General features: G+C 40.4%; 13 protein-coding genes. 8 read left to right on the top strand and 5 right to left on the bottom strand.

Annotated elements, in window-relative coordinates:
- Window positions 1–1,569: 1,569 nt before the first annotated feature.
- The 8 genes from aroB (at window position 1,570) to D0T49_RS00965 (ending at window position 11,688) form a co-directional block, all read left to right on the top strand.
- Entirely contained in the window at window positions 1,570–2,613 is a 1,044-nt protein-coding gene (gene aroB, locus D0T49_RS01000; protein WP_163628728.1) for a 3-dehydroquinate synthase, read from the top strand.
- Between the two features lie 762 nt (window positions 2,614–3,375).
- On the top strand, window positions 3,376–3,735 hold the full coding sequence (locus D0T49_RS00995; RefSeq protein WP_163628727.1) for a CoA-binding protein: 360 nt from the start codon (window positions 3,376–3,378) through the stop codon (window positions 3,733–3,735).
- A 110-nt stretch (window positions 3,736–3,845) separates the two neighbouring features.
- Complete coding sequence (gene dapB, locus D0T49_RS00990) at window positions 3,846–4,565, top strand: 4-hydroxy-tetrahydrodipicolinate reductase (protein WP_163628726.1); 720 nt, start codon at window positions 3,846–3,848, stop codon at window positions 4,563–4,565.
- Between the two features lie 61 nt (window positions 4,566–4,626).
- Entirely contained in the window at window positions 4,627–6,003 is a 1,377-nt protein-coding gene (gene lepB, locus D0T49_RS00985) for a signal peptidase I (RefSeq protein WP_163628730.1), read from the top strand.
- A 15-nt stretch (window positions 6,004–6,018) separates the two neighbouring features.
- A complete protein-coding gene (locus D0T49_RS00980; protein ID WP_163628725.1) occupies window positions 6,019–6,654 on the top strand; it encodes a WbqC family protein in 636 nt (211 codons plus the stop codon).
- Between the two features lie 867 nt (window positions 6,655–7,521).
- Window positions 7,522–8,541, top strand: coding sequence for a branched-chain amino acid aminotransferase (locus tag D0T49_RS00975; RefSeq protein ID WP_163628724.1), 1,020 nt, complete (start codon window positions 7,522–7,524; stop codon window positions 8,539–8,541).
- 679 nt (window positions 8,542–9,220) lie between these two features.
- Window positions 9,221–10,579, top strand: coding sequence for a TIGR00341 family protein (locus D0T49_RS00970; RefSeq protein ID WP_163628723.1), 1,359 nt, complete (start codon window positions 9,221–9,223; stop codon window positions 10,577–10,579).
- Window positions 10,580–10,914: 335 nt separating this feature from the next.
- The gene (locus D0T49_RS00965; protein ID WP_203583399.1) at window positions 10,915–11,688 is read left to right on the top strand and encodes an Ig-like domain-containing protein; all 774 of its coding nucleotides are present in this window, start codon (window positions 10,915–10,917) and stop codon (window positions 11,686–11,688) included.
- An 8-nt stretch (window positions 11,689–11,696) separates the two neighbouring features.
- On the opposite strand, the gene D0T49_RS00960 is transcribed toward D0T49_RS00965, so the two are convergent.
- The 5 genes from D0T49_RS00960 to D0T49_RS00940 form a co-directional block, all read right to left on the bottom strand.
- On the bottom strand, window positions 11,697–12,866 hold the full coding sequence (locus D0T49_RS00960) for a DUF418 domain-containing protein (protein WP_163628721.1): 1,170 nt from the start codon (window positions 12,864–12,866) through the stop codon (window positions 11,697–11,699).
- A gap of 307 nt (window positions 12,867–13,173) precedes the next feature.
- A complete protein-coding gene (locus tag D0T49_RS00955; protein ID WP_163628720.1) occupies window positions 13,174–14,019 on the bottom strand; it encodes a LytTR family DNA-binding domain-containing protein in 846 nt (281 codons plus the stop codon).
- Window positions 14,020–14,082: 63 nt separating this feature from the next.
- A complete protein-coding gene (locus tag D0T49_RS00950) occupies window positions 14,083–14,865 on the bottom strand; it encodes a LiaI-LiaF-like domain-containing protein (protein ID WP_163628719.1) in 783 nt (260 codons plus the stop codon).
- Window positions 14,866–15,299: 434 nt separating this feature from the next.
- Window positions 15,300–15,866, bottom strand: coding sequence for an elongation factor P (gene efp, locus D0T49_RS00945; protein ID WP_163628718.1), 567 nt, complete (start codon window positions 15,864–15,866; stop codon window positions 15,300–15,302).
- 159 nt (window positions 15,867–16,025) lie between these two features.
- Window positions 16,026–17,315 carry a hypothetical protein gene (locus D0T49_RS00940; RefSeq protein WP_163628717.1) on the bottom strand — a complete coding sequence of 430 codons (1,290 nt, stop codon included), beginning with the start codon at window positions 17,313–17,315 and terminating at the stop codon, window positions 16,026–16,028.
- Between the last annotated feature and the right edge of the window lie 107 nt (window positions 17,316–17,422).

The following is a 17,422-nucleotide window of genomic DNA, read 5'->3' as shown; positions in this document are numbered from 1 at the left end:
ATGTGGCCTGCGGAGGAAAGATAAAAAGCACCCTCTGCCTGAAAGGCAGGACTGAAAGCTGCTGTCTTTCAAGCAAAGTATAATTTAGAGGGCTGTTGCCGCAAGCTGCGCTTCGCTTGCATGCGGTTATGAAAATACTGCCTTTCAGGCAGGAGCATACTTTTTAAAACATACTGGTGTTGTATGTTTTTTATCAACAGATTAGCCTGACAATGAAACCTTATTTTCAGAAATAAACCTTAGTAACTTCAATGCCTCATCAAACTAAACCTTATTAGTTTATTGAATAACAGAGAAATAAGCTAATAAGGTTGAAGTTATCGGTCTTTATCCCTATTACTAAGGTTTAATACAAAAAATAAGGTTTTTGACATTGACAACCAAACACTTACGATAACATATCCTTTTTACCCCCCTTGCTACCGCGCAAATCTTTCGCGTGGTAAGATTAAAAAACCACACGATACAATCGTGCGGTAGCAAGGGAATTTTTATTGATAGGCATAAGTTACGCTTCGCTAAACTTGCGCCAATAAGGGGTATTTTAAAAGCAAGCTAACTTGAAAAGTCATATTTTCATATGGAACAGTCCGATGTATCGGACACCGCAGGCATGTGACCTGCGGAGGAAAGATAAAAAGCACCCTCTGCCTGAAAGGCAGGACTGAAAGCTGCTGTCTTTCAAGCAAAGTATAATTTAGAGGGCTGTTGCCGCAAGCTGCGCTTCGCTTGCATGCGGTTATGAAAATACTGCCTTTCAGGCAGGAGCATACTTTTTAAAACATACTGGTGTTGTATGTTTTTTATCAACAGATTAGCCTGACAATGAAACCTTATTTTCAGAAATAAACCTTAGTAACTTCAATGCCTCATCAAACTAAACCTTATTAGTTTATTGAATAACAGAGAAATAAGCTAATAAGGTTGAAGTTATCGGTCTTTATCCCTATTACTAAGGTTTAATACAAAAAATAAGGTTTTTGACATTGACAACCAAACACTTACGATAACATATCCTTTTTACCCCCCTTGCTACCGCGCAAATCTTTCGCGTGGTAAGATTAAAAAACCACACGATACAATCGTGCGGTAGCAAGGGGATTTTTATTGATAGGCACAAGTTACGCTTCGCTAAACTTGCGCCAATAAGGGGTATTTTAAAAGCATGTTGACTTGAAAAATCAGATTTTCATATGGAACAGTCCGATGTATCGGACACCGCAGGCATGTGGCCTGNTAAAAAACCACACGATACAATCGTGCGGTAGCAAGGGGATTTTTATTGATAGGCACAAGTTACGCTTCGCTAAACTTGCACCAATAAGGGGCAGGAAACAGCTATTACCAAACTTTCGTCTCTACGAGACTTCACCCCTCACCCCTCACCCCTTACCTCTCACTCCTCCCCCCTCGCCCCCTACCACAGCGCAATTTCATGTGCTAATGATTCGAAAAACTTATAGAGATTAACTAAATTGAATAAAAAACGAACATTCTGCTACTAAAATATACCCACATATTTTATAAAAAAAGTATCTTTGTAATTCGAATTTAAAACAAACAAGTACTTTGGCTACAATAATAAGCAACAATATATTATCCGACCTGAACAAGCTCATTGACGAAAAAAGTGCCGACAGTATTTTTATTCTGACCGACGAAAAAACAAAAGAGCTTTGTTTGCCGGTACTGTTTGAATCTGAAAAGCTACGCAACAGTCATGTGATTTCGATTGCGGCAGGAGACGAAAACAAGAATATAAACTCGGCACTCGGCATATGGGAGTATATGGTAAACAACGGAGCTACAAGGGCTTCGCTGATGATAAACCTGGGAGGAGGAATGATTACCGACATCGGAGGGTTTACGGCATCGACCTTCAAGCGCGGCATGGATTATATCAATATCTCCACTACCTTGCTGGGAGCTGTGGATGCTGCTACCGGAGGTAAAACAGGCATCAATTTTTTGGGGCTGAAAAACGAAATCGGAGTTTTTGCTCCGGCAAAGGCAGTGCTTATCAGCGTTGATTTTTTCAAAACCCTCGACGATAAAAACCTGCGTTCGGGCTTTGCCGAAATGGTAAAACATGCGTTGATTGACAGCCGCGAATCGTGGAACGAAGTATTGGCATTTGATTTAAACCATATTGATTTTAATAAGCTAAAAACGCTGTTAAAGAAAAACATTGATATAAAAGAAAGCATCGTAGCAGCCGACCCGAAAGAAAAAGGCATACGCAAGGCTCTGAATCTGGGGCACACTTTTGGCCATGCTTTCGAGAGCCTGTCGTACAGAACAGAAGAACCTGTATTGCACGGATATGCAGTTGCATGGGGACTTTTGTGCGAGCTGTATTTATCGCACATAAAACTCAACTTCCCCAAAGAGGATATACTCCGGCTCCGCACGCTGATAAAAGAGTATTATGGAATGTTTTATTTTAGCTGCAAGCAGTACGATGCGCTTTACGAACTGATGACGCACGATAAAAAGAACGAATCGAAAGACATTAATTTCACCTTGCTGAGCGATGTAGGCGAAATAAAGATAAACCAAACAGCATCGAAAGACGAGATATTCGAGTGTTTCGATTACCTTAGAGAAGGATAAGCTATGGTTGTATAAATGTAAAATTGTTGAATTGCTGAACGAACACAACTCTAATTTTATCGGTCTTATCGGATTGCAAATTAGTCGTGGTCGGAAGATTTCAAGCATTAGAAGAATCATGACGTTAAGGGCTGTAAGCCCGTATTAATTTAGCCCAATGGCAAAGCGAGGCGTCCCCTGACTGGCGCAAGTTTAGCGTAGCGTAACTTGTGCCAAAAATAAATGCAGTTTTAAACTGCAAAGAAACATCGACACAAGTCACAGACTTGCGTCAAATATGTTGCAAATTAGTCGTGGTCGGAAGATTTCAAGCATTAGAAAAATCATGACGTTAAGGGCTGTAAGCCCGTTTTAATTTAGCCCAATGGCAAAGCGAAGCGTCGCCTTGGGTTAGTTTGCAACAGTAAATTTGGCGGGCTGTAAGCCCAAGTTAAGATTAACCTGCGCTTTCAGCGCGCAGAATGGAAATGTTTACTTTAACCCAACGCGTTGCATTGGGCTGAAATAACCTGCCACTTCGTGGCGAAAAAATTTTCCGACCACGACTGATTGCAAATCCGATGAGACAAACAAGTCACAGACTTGCGCCAAATATGAGAATAAAAAATGTAGGGGCGAAAAAATTTTCGCCCGATAAAAGAAAATAGAAAAAACATACATTACCCGTAAAGCGGACTCGAAGCCGCTATACGGAATAAAATAATAATTAAACATTAATAATTAACAATTACCCCGTGTCTCCGTGTTTAAAAAAAACGTAATATGAAAAAAACATTAATCATAGGCGCAAGCTCGAACCCACAACGTTATGCCTACATGGCAGCCGAAAGGCTCTTGCAGCACGGGCACGAAATAGAGTTGATAGGCAAACGCCCGGATACAATTTTCGGGCAAGTGATTGATACGGAGAAAAAAGAATTTAAAGATATTGATACAATTACACTATATTTGTCGGCAAAGTACCAAGCGGAGTACTACGATTACATTCTGTCGCTGAAACCAAAGCGTGTAATCTTCAACCCAGGTACTGAAAACGGAGAATTAGAAAAACTCCTGTCGGACAATGGCATCGGATGGGAACAGGCATGTACACTTGTACTGTTAGGCACAGGGCAGTATTAAGAAGGAGCTAAAGGCAATTAGAAGAAGTCATGAGCACAATTAATTCCCAAAGGAGAAACTCCGAAGACATTGCTCCTGCTTAAACATTAAAAATTAATAATTAAAAATTTATGAAAATAGCACTGATAGGATATGGCAAAATGGGGAAAACGATAGAACGCATTGCGCAGGAGCGCGGTCACGAAATCGTTTCTATAATTGACATTGACAATCAAAACGATTTTGAATCCGACGCTTTCAGGAGTGCGGACGTTGCCATTGAGTTTACAATACCGAAAGTGGCTTTGGAAAATTACAAAAGAGCCTTTGCGGCCGGAGTTCCCGTTGTGTCGGGCACTACGGGATGGAGCGAAAAACTGCCCGAAGTGAAAGCCGATGTCGAAAAAAACGGATATACGCTGTTCTGGTCATCAAATTTTAGTTTAGGTGTGAACGTATTTATGGCGGTAAACAAATATCTGGCATCCCTGATGAATAATTTTACGGATTATAGCGTGGAAATGACTGAGGCACACCACATTCATAAACTGGATGCGCCAAGCGGAACAGCTATCACACTGGCCGAAGGAATCATTGAAAAAATGGACCGCAAAACCGCATGGGTAAAAGAAGCTGCAACTAAGCCCGAAGAATTGGTTATCAAATCGATACGCGAAGGCGAAGTGCCGGGCATGCACTCGATAAGATACGAATCGGATGTGGATGTCATTACCATTACCCACGACTCGAAAAACCGCGAGGGGCTGGCACTCGGAGCTGTTATAGCAGCAGAATTTACCGCAGGCAAAAAAGGATTTCTGGGAATGAACGACCTTTTAAAATTAGGATAATAAATATCAAAAAAATATGGACTCAGAAAAAACAAACGATAAGTTATCACTCAAAGCACGTATCGAACAGGCTACTACCGCACAATGGGTCAAAGGCATCATTGCTGTAGTTATTTATGTATTGTTCATCATTTGGGTGAACAACTTCTGGTGGCTGCTGTTAACACCATTCTTTTTCGACGTTTTTGTAACTAAATACGTGCCGTGGGGCTGGTGGAAAAACATTAAAAACAAGACTGTACGCAGTATTATGGGGTGGGTAGATGCAATAGTTTTTGCACTTATTGCCGTATATTTCATTTTCGCATTCTTGTTCCAAAACTACCAGATACCTACCTCGTCGCTCGAAAAAACGCTTTTGGTGGGCGATTTCCTTGCAGTTAGCAAAGCCGCCTATGGGCCTCGTGTACCCATGACACCGCTATCGTTTCCATTGGCACAACACACCTTGCCAATAATCAACACCAAATCTTACATTGAAAAACCGCAATGGGAATACCGCCGCTTAAAGGGACTGACTGATATAAAGCTGGATGATATAGTTGTGTTCAATTTCCCGACGGGCGATACCGTAGCACTCAAAATGCAGAATCCGGATTACTATACACTGTGTAAAATTTACGGACGCGAACGGGTACGGAATGACGAACAAACCTTCGGAGAAATAGTGTACCGCCCTGTCGACCGTCGCGAGAATTATGTAAAACGATGTGTAGGACTTCCGGGCAACACGTTCGAGATTCGAAGCAACCAGATTTATGTAAATGGAGTAGAACAACCCAAATTTCCGGGAATACAGCACAACTACTTCATACAGACCGACGGAACTGTACTGAGCAAAGATTTCCTGAAAAAGATGGAGATAAGCAACGAAGATTATGAAGTATTTCCTAATGGCATGAGACAGGATGTAACTGCATTTTTTGGATTTCAGCAGGGAAAGCCTGTATATCACCTGCCGCTTACACAAGAAACGTATGACAAACTGAAACGTACACGTGGCGTGGTAAAAATAGAAATAGAGCCTGCCGAATTTGGAGGAGATGTATATCCGCTCAATGCCGATTATGGCTGGAACAGAGATAACTATGGGCCTCTATATATTCCCAAAAAGGGAGATGAGCTTGAAATAACGCTGGAAAACCTGCCTATTTACGAGCGTATAATCACAACATACGAAAAAAATAAACTGGAAATAAAAGACGGCGTTATCTATATCAACGGCGAACAGGCTACCCATTACAAAGTAAAAATGGATTATTACTGGATGTTGGGCGACAACAGGCACAAGTCGGCCGATTCGCGCTACTGGGGCTTCGTACCCGAAGACCACGTGGTAGGACGCCCGATGTTTGTTTGGCTATCGCTGGATAAGGACAAAGGCTTGTTCCAAGGCAAAATACGCTGGAACCGTTTTTTCAAAAACGCTAAAAGATAAGGGGGGAGGAAGCAGATGCAAGCCTGCCTGACAACAGCATATCTGGCTCCTACGGAATATTATCTGGCTTTGGCGAAAGCGGATAAAATTTTTCTCGAACATCACGATAATTACGTGAAGCAGACTTACCGCAACCGTTGCCGCATTGCTACGGCAAACGGAACGATGGACTTAACTATTCCGGTGGAGAAAATAAGCGGGGAAAAACAGCTTACACGCGATGTAAAAATATCTTATTACAACGACTGGCAAGTGCAGCATTGGCGCTCGATAGAATCGGCGTACAACTCTACACCGTTTTTTGAATACTATAAAGACGATTTTATGCCGTTGTACGAAAAGAAATGGACTTTTTTGTGGGATTTCAACCATGCGCTAATGGATAAAGCCTTTGAGCTATTGGACTTAACGCCCCGCATTATCCTGACAGAAACCTATCAGCCTGTTTTAGCCGAAGGCATCGTAGATTTGAGGGAAAGAATACACCCCAAAAAAGAGAGTGACGAGAAAACTAATTTTAAAAAGTATTACCAGGTATTTGAACAGAAACTGGGATTTATCCCCAACCTGAGCATCATCGATTTACTGTTCAATATGGGGAATGAGGCGGTATTGGTATTAGAAGGAGATAAAAGGAGAAAGGAGAAATAGATTAAAGAGCCAAGAATCAAGAGCCAAGACAAAAGGAAAAAGGTGAAAGGAAAAAGGTGAAAGTTACTTACTTGCCTCTTACTTCTTACTTCTTTTCTCCGTCTCATCGGATTTCTTGGCAAGCCAATGGAACAATCCGCTTTGCGGTGCGAACAAGTTCGAGCGGTAATCCGATGATATCCTAATAGCGGATTTTAAATCCGCAGATAGTAACTTTCGGATTACAAATCAGTAGTGGTCGGAAGATTTTTTCGCCACGAAGTGGCAGGTTATTTCAGCCCAACGGCAAAGCGAAGCGTCGCCTTGGGTTGGTTTGCAATAGCAAACTTAGCGGGCTGTNTTAAAGTTTAACCTGCGCTTTACATAAATGTCTCACATTCGACAGATTTTAAACATGTTTGAATCTGTTCTCATTTAATCGACATTTTCAGCGCATAGAGTGGTTGTTTGTTTTAACCCAAGGCGACGCTTCGCTTGCCATTGGGCTGAATTAAAATGGGCTTACAGCCCTTAAAATCAGGATTATTTTAACGTCTAAAACCTTCCGACCACGACTGATTACAAATCCGAAAGGACAATGGTTACGAGAAACAGACAAAAAGTCATCTCATCGAATTTGTAGGGGGCGAAAGAAGAACAAGGAACGTGAATAAATAGCAATATAACAATCCGGAAGTAACTCAACCCCTCTCCTTGAGGAGAGGGGCAAGGGGTGAGGTGAATAAAGCAAACGGAACTTACCCGTAAAGCGGACTTTAAGCCGCTATACGGGAATAATAATTAAAAATTAACAACTAATAATTAAATCCGTGTCTTAGCGTACAAAAACAAAATAGATATAAACAATTATACAACAAACTGAATGTTATGAAAGAAATTGATTGGAGTAACCTGTCGTTCGGTTACATAAAAACAGACTATAATATACGTTGCAAATTCACCAACGGCGCATGGGGCGAACTCGAAGCACATACCGACGAAACAATAAACCTGCACATGGCTGCTACCTGCCTGCATTATGGTCAGGAAGCATTTGAAGGGTTGAAAGCATTTCGCGGGAAGGATGGAAAAATCCGTATATTCCGCATTGAAGAAAACGCGAAGCGCATGCAATCGTCGAGCCAAGGCATCGCAATGGCCGAAATGCCAACTGACAAGTTCAAAGAAGCCTGCATCCAAGCCGTAAAAATGAACGAACGTTTCGTTCCTCCTTACGAGTCGGGAGCATCGCTTTATATCCGTCCGTTACTTATCGGTACAAGCCCGCAGGTGGGAGTTAAACCTGCAGCCGAATATGAGTTTATCATCTTTGTAACTCCGGTAGGCCCTTATTTCAAAGGCGGTTTCCAGACTACGCCCTTCGTGGTGACACGTGAGTACGACCGTGCGGCACCACTCGGAACAGGTACTTACAAAATAGGGGGCAACTACGCCGCCAGCTTAGTACCGGGCGAAAAAGCCCACCACATGGGATATTCAAATGTGTTTTATCTGGATGCTAAAGAAAAAAAATACATTGACGAGTGCGGTGCTGCCAATTTCTTTGGCATAAAAAACAATACTTATATCACTCCCAAATCCAGCTCTATCCTACCCTCTATCACCAACAAAAGCCTGATGGTAATAGCCGAAGAGTTAGGATTGAAAGTAGAACGGCGGGAAGTGGCGTTAGAAGAGCTTGACACTTTTGAAGAAGCCGGAGCATGCGGAACAGCGGCTGTTATCAGCCCGATAGAGCGTATCGACGATTTAGATAATAAAAAATCGTACGTTTTCTCAAAAGACGGCAAACCGGGCCCTATCAGCGAAAAGCTATATAATAAGCTGCGTGCAATTCAATATGGCGACGAACCCGACACACACGGTTGGGTAACTGTGGTTGAATAGAAATGAGAGAATGTAGGTTTTCGAAGTTGTTTTGTATGTGAAAAGATTGAATAACAGCCAATAATTTTGCTAATAATCAATCATTTCCATTAACTAAAACTATCTACTTCCTTTTGCCTTGATGCAAAAGGAACAAAAAATCAAGACTCTGCCCGCTTCACACGAAAAACTTACGCTCAAGGAGCTAAAATCCTCAAACTCGCTACGCTCAAACAGTGAGTATTTTTACGCTCCTTTCACTTGTTTTTCGGTTCATCGGACAAGGTCAAAAGAATGCCTATAACAGATTGAAAACACTTGACACTTTTTGTCGAGTATGAGCATCAAATTATTTAAATTGACATTCAAAAAAAACTGAAAGAGTTTAGGCGTAAAGCGGACTTTAAGCCGCTATACGCCCTATCGCACAGAAAATAAGATTTGTACAGCTCATAGACACTCTGTTAGGAGTGACAGCTTGGTAAAAATACACAAAAAGCCTGCGTGCCGTAGGTACGTAAGTTTATCCATAACTGTAGCGTACCTACGGCACGCTTATAATTAAAGAATACACTTTTTACCAAACTTCAATCCCTATGGGATATTATTCTTTTTACGTTGGGTAATAAGCAATATTTTTTTACTTGTAACTCGTAACTAAATTACTTGTAACTACCTTATGGGTTTATTCAAAGAAAAAATGTCATTATACTGGCGTCGTGTTCAGCACTTTGTCAGGAGGTTAACAAATCTGAGTGCCGATACCGATGTAGAAACCACAGTAAACTCGATAAAAAAAGACATCGACTTCAAAGGAGCCAATGTCTGGATATTGTTTTTTGCTATCATCGTGGCATCCATCGGGCTGAACATGAATTCTACGGCAGTCATTATCGGCGCGATGCTCATCTCTCCCCTTATGGGTCCTATCAATGGCATAGGGCTGTCTATCGGGATTAATGACTCCGACCTGCTCAAAAAATCCATCAAAAACCTGTTGGTAATGGTTGTCATTAGTTTGGTAGCCTCTACAGCGTATTTTCTTATCAGCCCGTTAAGCGATGCACAATCGGAATTATTGGCACGTACCACCCCCACTATTTTCGACGTGATGATTGCCTTTTTCGGAGGTGCGGCAGGTATCGTAGCATCGTCGCGCAAAGAGGGAAAATTTACCATCATAGCAGGAGTAGCCATTGCTACCGCGCTGATGCCCCCATTGTGTACCGCGGGATATGGGCTCGCCACAGGGCAGTTCAATTACTTTTTAGGTGCATTTTACCTGTTTTTTATCAACTCGTTCTTCATCGCATTGTCTACATTTGTCATGGTGCGCTACATGCGCTTTCCACGCCGAAAATATGTGGACGCACAGCGGGAAAAAATGGTAAAGCGCACAATCACCGTTTTTTCTATTATCGTTATTGTACCAAGTGTATTTATGGCGTGGGGCATGGTGGCCGAAACCCGCTTCAACAGTCAGGCTATCAGATACGTACACGACATACAGCAAGAAGACATATTCGACGAGATAGAGATTATCAATGTAAAGCGCAATTACTCGTCGAAGGAAAAAGAGATTTCGCTTTCGCTGGTAGGCAAAACCCTTGAACAACGACAAATAGAACGCCTACAAAACAGGTTGGTAGAATATGGATTAAACAATACTAAACTTACGATAAAGCAAACAACGGGAACGCTGGATATAGATGCACAGGCAAACGTATTGAGCAAACTGCTGGACAGGAAAGATGAACTGCTACAGGAAAAAGACCTAATCATTACAGGCCTGAACAAGGAGCTGGACGAGTTGACATTATCGGGAGTAGACCACCTACAGCTTGCCCGCGAGATAGCGGTGGAATACCCGAACGTTAAGCGGTTTTCGATATCACGTCATTCGGTTTATACCGACGTTGCAACTAACCAACTGGATACAATCCCCACTTTGTTTGTAGAGTGGATTAACCCCAAAGACACTATTCGCGAACGTAAACTAAACGATTGGCTGAAAGTACGTTTGGGTATCGACGAGCTTAAAATTATTGAAATACAGTGAGATAGAACCAAGAGTCAAGAACCAAGAACCAAGAGTCAAGAACCAAGAACCAAGAACCAAGAATCAAGAATCAAGAGTCAAGAGTCAAGATTTTTAGGTAAAAGTTTAAAGGCGAAAATACTTTCTTCTTTTTATTTGCCTGAAAGACAATATTTACATAACCGCATGCAAGCAAAACACTGCTTGCGGAGGATGAGCCAAAGAACAAACTCTGTCTGAAAGACAGGACTTCTGCACTAAGTTTTGCCTTTCAGGCAGAAGCATACTTTGTAAAACACATCCTAAATAAAGAGTAGTTTATGTTTGTTACATGTATCAATAATTTGAAAATACTTTTGAAAGCTTTAATTAAAATATCCGCAATACTCTGTATTATTCTTACCCTTTCGGCCTGTAAGAATGAAATAAAGGAACTTACATTAAGCGAGAATGAAAAATCGTTAATCGTGGGTGAAGACTTCAGATTAGAGGCAATACTTGAAGCGTCGAAAGACGAAAGCGAATTTGCTATTAATTGGCAGTCGGCAGATAATAAGGTTGCAACCGTAACCGAAGGTCTTGTTAAAGCTATTGGAGTGGGTAAAACCACCATTATTGCAAGCGCAGGAGACAGGGAAGCATATTGCCAAATCACCGTAATACCGGAGCCATATACGCAAGCCAGACTGGAGTTTTTAAACAACCCCTACGCCACAGGTATTTCCAATAGTTTCATCCTGTATATGGGCACAGTAAGTATTGATTGGGATAATGCCGAAGGGAAAAACGAAGTACTGATGTTCGAGTTTAATGTAGATGCCACCATAAAAGATAATATCCCCACAGGCGTTTACAACATATCGGATAGTACCGACCCTTATGCGTACACACCCTATACCATAACGCCGGGATATCTTTACGGGCAATATGGGCGGGAGTATGGTAGCTGGCTTTGCAGTACAAAAAACGGATATACCGAACATACTAAAATAATACGTGGAAAAATCAGGGTCGAAAATTCAGGCCATGATTATTCATTCGAGTACGAGGTAGAAGATGAAAATGGTAAAGAAATAACCGGAACGTACACGAACAACTTAAGCACCACAACTATAATGATGTCGAGATAAGGTGTTTTTTATGCCTTTCCAATCCACGTTGCTTTTTTCCATACATATTCAAGAGGGCCATGTGTAAACCTCTTCAGCCACCAGCGGCAAAATACAAACTGAAGTATAAACAAGCCTATACCAACCAAAAAGCTATACGTGATTCCCAAATACTGGTGCAACCCGAATCCCCAATTGTAAAACAACATAGAGCCAACAATGGATTGAGTAATATAATTAGTGAGACTCATCCGGCCATAAGGGGCTATTTTCATCAATATGCCGTAAAACCGCGAAGTATAAAATGCTAAGACTATACCGGACACGAGAATGGACATAAAAGCAAAATTAGCGTACGAAGAGAAAATTAAGTTTAACGACGCAAGAATAGATTTATCCGATATAAAATCAGGAAACATGTTTTTCAAACCGGCTAACGGGAAATAGGCAATCAAAGCCACACCTAAAGTACCCAGCCATTTTTTCATATTATTTTCCGAATAAAGAAATAATCTTTTTCTGCCTGCAAGCAAACCATACATAAACAATGCGGCTGTTTGGAAAATACGCCCATGCTCCCATGCCCACGTAAGGCTTGCCAACTGCCCATCCCACAGGTTCATTTTCAGCGTCTCCCAAAACGTTCCATTAGCTTGTACTTCGTATGCTTTTTCAAAAAAATGACTTGATAAACTGTCTTGTGGAACATAATCGGGGTTGAAAAGAACTGTAATTAATTTAGCCCACTCCACAGGCTGAAGCATAAAAACAGTAGCAATAACAAGGATAACCCGGCTTGGCAAACGGCAAACCAAAACAAGTACAAAGCCAACCAAAGAGTACATTACCAACACCTCGCCTGTAAAAAACATTGCATTGATATTACCTATCAGGAATAACAACACCATCCGCCACATGAAACGCGGACGAAAATCCTCTCCCTTCTTGTAGCGGTTGTCGTCCTGAATAAAAAAACTGAAGCCAAAAAGCAATGCGAAAATAGCATAGGCCTTGCCTCCAAACGTGAAGAAAAGACCATCCCAAATAATTTTATCGGTAAAATTAAGGAACTGGCTTTGTGTAGAGGTATCAGGATATGAATAAAAATTAAAATGTTCGACACTGTGCAGCAGTACGATTCCTAACACTGCAATTCCTCTCAGCACATCTGCCACATCAATACGGGACTTCTTTTCCATAAAATAAATGTATATTTTGTTTGTATGTCTCGGAAATAATAAAGCGAAAACAGAAAATATTTTCAGAGGAAAGGGACAAGTGATATTTTTGAAAGAAAAAACTTAGGTTAAGAAACAGTTTCTAAATCTTGTAAAGCGCAAGTGGGGGGACGTATATAAAAAAAGAAAGGTTGTCGTCCCGACAACCCAATCCTTAGTTAACCTTTAAATCTAATACCATGAAAAACACATTGCAAATGTAAAGCATTTTTTTATGTTGTACAACACCTTTTCTATATTTATTCGATTTTTAACATAATTTACCATTTTAGAGTCCTAATTTTTTCCTCAGATTCTTATATCCGGCAATGCTGGCCTTTATTTTATCGCCGTTTTTCAATGTGAGCAATTGGTTTTGCTTTTCGTATTGCTCTACACGTGATATGCAACCGATGTTGACTATATACGAGCGATGTACCCGTACAAACTGGCTTACAGGCAAATTCTCCTCAAAATATTTCATTGTTTGCTCTTTCAGGAATTTACCGTTTTCTGTAAAAATCCTTACATAATCGCCATCGGCCTGTAGATATACAATTTCGGACACAAGGATAACATGTATCTTAACACCCGACTTTACTGCAATCCGTTCCAACACTTCCACGTTTGCATCAGGCTGTTCGTCTACACTTTCTTCGGATGCGGACAAAGCCGTCAAATCGGGCACCAGTTCAGCAAGTTCCTCTTCCACTTTTTGTAGGAACAAGCAATTGCGGAAATAAAACACATGAAGCAAATAAATCAAAATACCGACAAAGATATAAAAAGGGAAAAACGGCAAAAAACACACAGCATATTCTTTTCCAAAAAACAAATAAGCCAGACCATAGCCCAAGCCAATCCACAAAACAAGAAGTACAAGGGCTAATGCACTATAGTTTACCGTACGCTGAAAAGCAGGTATTTTATCGTAATTGCCATACTGCATCATATTCCACAGCAAAACACCAAATACCCCAAACAGCAAGGCATGTACAAAGGCATCTACACCAATTGCCCACAACGGAAGAGTGGCTGACAGATACTTTAACGAAACCATGTGCAAAAGTATGTATGGAATCCAAACCAAAGCATAACGCCATGTTCTTTCCCTATTTTCAATCAGAAACGACATACTATTTGTGTAAACGTTAAATTGTAAAATGCTGAATTATAATGATACAAATTGCAAAAGCAATTAATTTCTTATCTCACCGCCGCCAAATACACATCCTCCTACAACAATCAGCTTACGTGAATGGTCGATATTGTCGGACAAAATGCGATTGTCGTTAAAGCCTCCAAACACACTGGTCAGATGCAGCTCTACGTGCCAATCTTCAGGAACAAAAAGAGTTATCCCGCCAAATACGGCATTCAGCTCCAATCGGGTTTCTCCCTCAGCCAACGAGGTTTTTCTTAAATCCATCGTGACCCCACCAAATACGGCATTAATCTCGCCATCGGTAAAAACAGGGTCTAAAATTATTTCTTCAACATTCCCAAATACGGTACTGCGGTCAAAACCCCTGTTATAATTGGTACGATGGGGGTTTTTCTTTCCTGTATAGGAGGTGTCCGAGCACGAGTAATAATCAGCCTTGTGGTGATGGTGAGGCCGTATTATAATATGCAAAAGCATTAATATACCCGCTATAATTAATAACACAGGCCAATAAGTGCGGGTAAAATCATACGACACCCAGTAAAAGGCTTCGGGTGCTGCCTGTGCCAAACGGGGCAGAATAAAAAATCCTCCGACAGCAATCAGCACAAGCCCATTAAAAAAATTACGATGCAAAAAGGTAATTACACCCACTACAATCAACAACATCTGCCACGAGAATAGCACACGTTTCCATTCGTTCTGAAACAGGCCGAAATTAAAAGCTAAAAACACCATTCCCAACAAAACAAGGATAATACCAAATGTAAAGCCCGGTGTGCGCTTACGATAAGTTTTAATTTTATTATCTTCCATAATATTTTTGCATTTTTATTTGCTTTTACAATAATCAGTTTAAAGTTGCGAGGCACAGCAAGCCTGCAATTTTTATTTTTGACAAAAATACAGGTTTTATACCCGATACAGCAACCGAAAATCGACAAATACTATCTATTTTCCCGACGAACAACTTTATTTTACTTTGCAAAAAGCATAACGATACTGCATTCTGACGTTTTTTCGATTTGAGCTTAGACTGGCGCAGGCTTGTAGCCTACATCCTGTTTGAAAAACAGGTATACCAAATTTGCTCTTATGAGCAACACACAGAGTACAACTCTGCGTGAGCCCAATAAATATCCTTGTGCATGACAAGAAATAATTATACAAACATCAAATATAGTAAAAAATGAAGTCCGGCAAACAAATTCATGTTTACCGGACTTCATAATAAAAAAAATAATCGAGAGTTATGATTTTACACGTTCCACATAGGAACCATCGCGTGTGTCTACTTTAATTACCTCGCCTTCGTTTATAAACAGGGGAACACGTACGGTAGCACCTGTTTCGAGCGTTGCGGGCTTGGTTGCATTTGTTGCGGTATCTCCCTTCAGACCCGGCTCGGTATATGTTACCTGCAAAGCCACATGTGCCGGAAGGTCAACAAACAAAACTGTTTCGGATTCGGCATGTACCACTACTTCAACGGTCATTCCTTCTTTCAGGAAATCAACTCCATTAATTTGTTCTTTTGCAACAGGTATTTGTTCAAAAGTTTCATTATTCATAAAGTTGTAACCCATATCGTCCTGATACAAATATTGGTATTCGCGACGTTCGATACGTACTTCGTCTATTTTTACTCCTGCATTAAAAGTTTTTTCGAGTGTACGGCCTGTTACAACGTTCTTCATTTTTGTGCGAACGAAGGCTGCACCTTTACCCGGTTTCACATGAAGAAATTCGGTGATAAAATAATACTGCCCATCAAGATCAATACACATTCCGTTTTTTATGTCAGCGGTAGTTGCCATGTATTAAAAATATTTTCTTATTAATAAATTACTTTTTCGAGGATTGCAAAAATAGTCATTTTTTTCTAAAGTTCAAAACGGAGCGGGAAGCCCGCCTGAATAAAAAAAGGAATGTTTCCGAAAACGAAACACTCCTTTCTTTATCTTTATGCCGAGCAGTTAATTCCAGTCTACTTCATCAGTTATATCAGATGGTTCATCCTCCTCATACACAAGCCCTAATTTTTCAAAAAAATCTTCCCAAGCCTGTATCACTTTTTCAAAACCTTCTCCGAAGAACACCTCAAAATCAACTTCTGTTTTATCATTGAACACCAAAATATGTTTTACGTCATAGCCGTAACCATCAGGCACTTCCACATAAGTCCAATTATCGTCATCCCATACCTGTTTAGTTTTTTCATATGGCTCAACACCGAAAGCTAAATCGGCAATGACATATTTTTCCGATCTGGAAACAAGCCTAACCTTACAATATTTATTATAAGCAGCCACCCACTCTTCTGCACACGCTTTATCTTTTGCCTCTGTCCAAGTAGAATCGTACCTGTCTTCATACTTTTTATCAATGGCACGCAAATCTTTGTTCATATTTTTAATATCAACATATCCTGTCAATGCCAAGTTCGATGTAATATCTACTTCGAACGATTGATAATCCAAGTTAATCATGGTATCTCTTTCTACATATCCACTACCAGAGGTATATTCATTGATATATTCCCAATCAATGGTAGAGCTCAGAGTTCCCGACAAAAGCACGTCGCTTCCTTTTGAGAATTTAACTGTAGAATTTACCTTATTTTCACCATCCTTGCTTGCATTTGCAACGATAGTATAATTGCCGATGCTTGCATTAGCACTTGCCGATTTGGCAACATTGGCGATATTAGGATTTTCAGCTTTTACTTCAATTTTTGCAACTTCCGAACCATTTTCGGATATTACCGCTTTCAGTTCTTTCGGAAGTTCTATTATATCTCCATTGATATTTTCCATATTATCCGAACCTACTCCCGACAATTCAATCTTAGCATTGTTTGTAGTTCCTTCAACTGTTGATGGGAAATTGAATACAATCTTCCCTTTAGCATCGGCAAAATCCCATGCACGTACAGTAGCATTCCATGAGTATTCGCCCTGAAACTCATTCACTTCAAAATATCCTTTTTCAAAATCAATGAGAAGGTTTCCATCCGGCTCCGAAATATCAACAAGCTCGGCAAACGTTTCCATCAAACTAATTGCTTTTTGATCGGGCAAATCTGAAATTTTATTCAAGAGTGCATCCGACTCTGCAATCAGCTTACTTTTTTGCTGCTCAGGAGTAAGCGTTGAGTAAGGATAGTCGTCATATTTACCATCCGGATTATCAGGACCATTACCGCCATTACAAGCTGTAAATAATAAGCATAATGCTACAAGAGGCATTAAAAATAGTTTTTTCATAAAGTTTTCGAGTTTTTATTTATTAGAGATTATATTCAATAAAAAGTTACATGTTTGATTATTAATGTTTTATATTAGTTTGTGTATTAAAATTCAAATATATGCAC

The sequence above is a fragment of the Paludibacter sp. 221 genome (assembly GCF_010501035.1).
Lineage (GTDB): Bacteria > Bacteroidota > Bacteroidia > Bacteroidales > Paludibacteraceae > QVMH01.
Note: the sequence above shows the minus strand (reverse complement) of the source record. Positions and strands in the feature narration are given on the sequence as shown.

Coding starts and splice junctions, on each gene's coding strand:
- D0T49_RS00980 (WP_163628725.1), top strand. CDS start 6,019: ATGCAAGCCTGCCTGACAACAGCATATCTGGCTCCTACGGAATATTAT.
- D0T49_RS00995 (WP_163628727.1), top strand. CDS start 3,376: ATGAAAAAAACATTAATCATAGGCGCAAGCTCGAACCCACAACGTTAT.
- D0T49_RS00960 (WP_163628721.1), bottom strand. CDS start 12,866: ATGGAAAAGAAGTCCCGTATTGATGTGGCAGATGTGCTGAGAGGAATT.
- D0T49_RS00950 (WP_163628719.1), bottom strand. CDS start 14,865: ATGGAAGATAATAAAATTAAAACTTATCGTAAGCGCACACCGGGCTTT.
- efp (WP_163628718.1), bottom strand. CDS start 15,866: ATGGCAACTACCGCTGACATAAAAAACGGAATGTGTATTGATCTTGAT.
- D0T49_RS00940 (WP_163628717.1), bottom strand. CDS start 17,315: ATGAAAAAACTATTTTTAATGCCTCTTGTAGCATTATGCTTATTATTT.
- D0T49_RS00970 (WP_163628723.1), top strand. CDS start 9,221: ATGTCATTATACTGGCGTCGTGTTCAGCACTTTGTCAGGAGGTTAACA.
- dapB (WP_163628726.1), top strand. CDS start 3,846: ATGAAAATAGCACTGATAGGATATGGCAAAATGGGGAAAACGATAGAA.
- D0T49_RS00975 (WP_163628724.1), top strand. CDS start 7,522: ATGAAAGAAATTGATTGGAGTAACCTGTCGTTCGGTTACATAAAAACA.
- D0T49_RS00955 (WP_163628720.1), bottom strand. CDS start 14,019: ATGTCGTTTCTGATTGAAAATAGGGAAAGAACATGGCGTTATGCTTTG.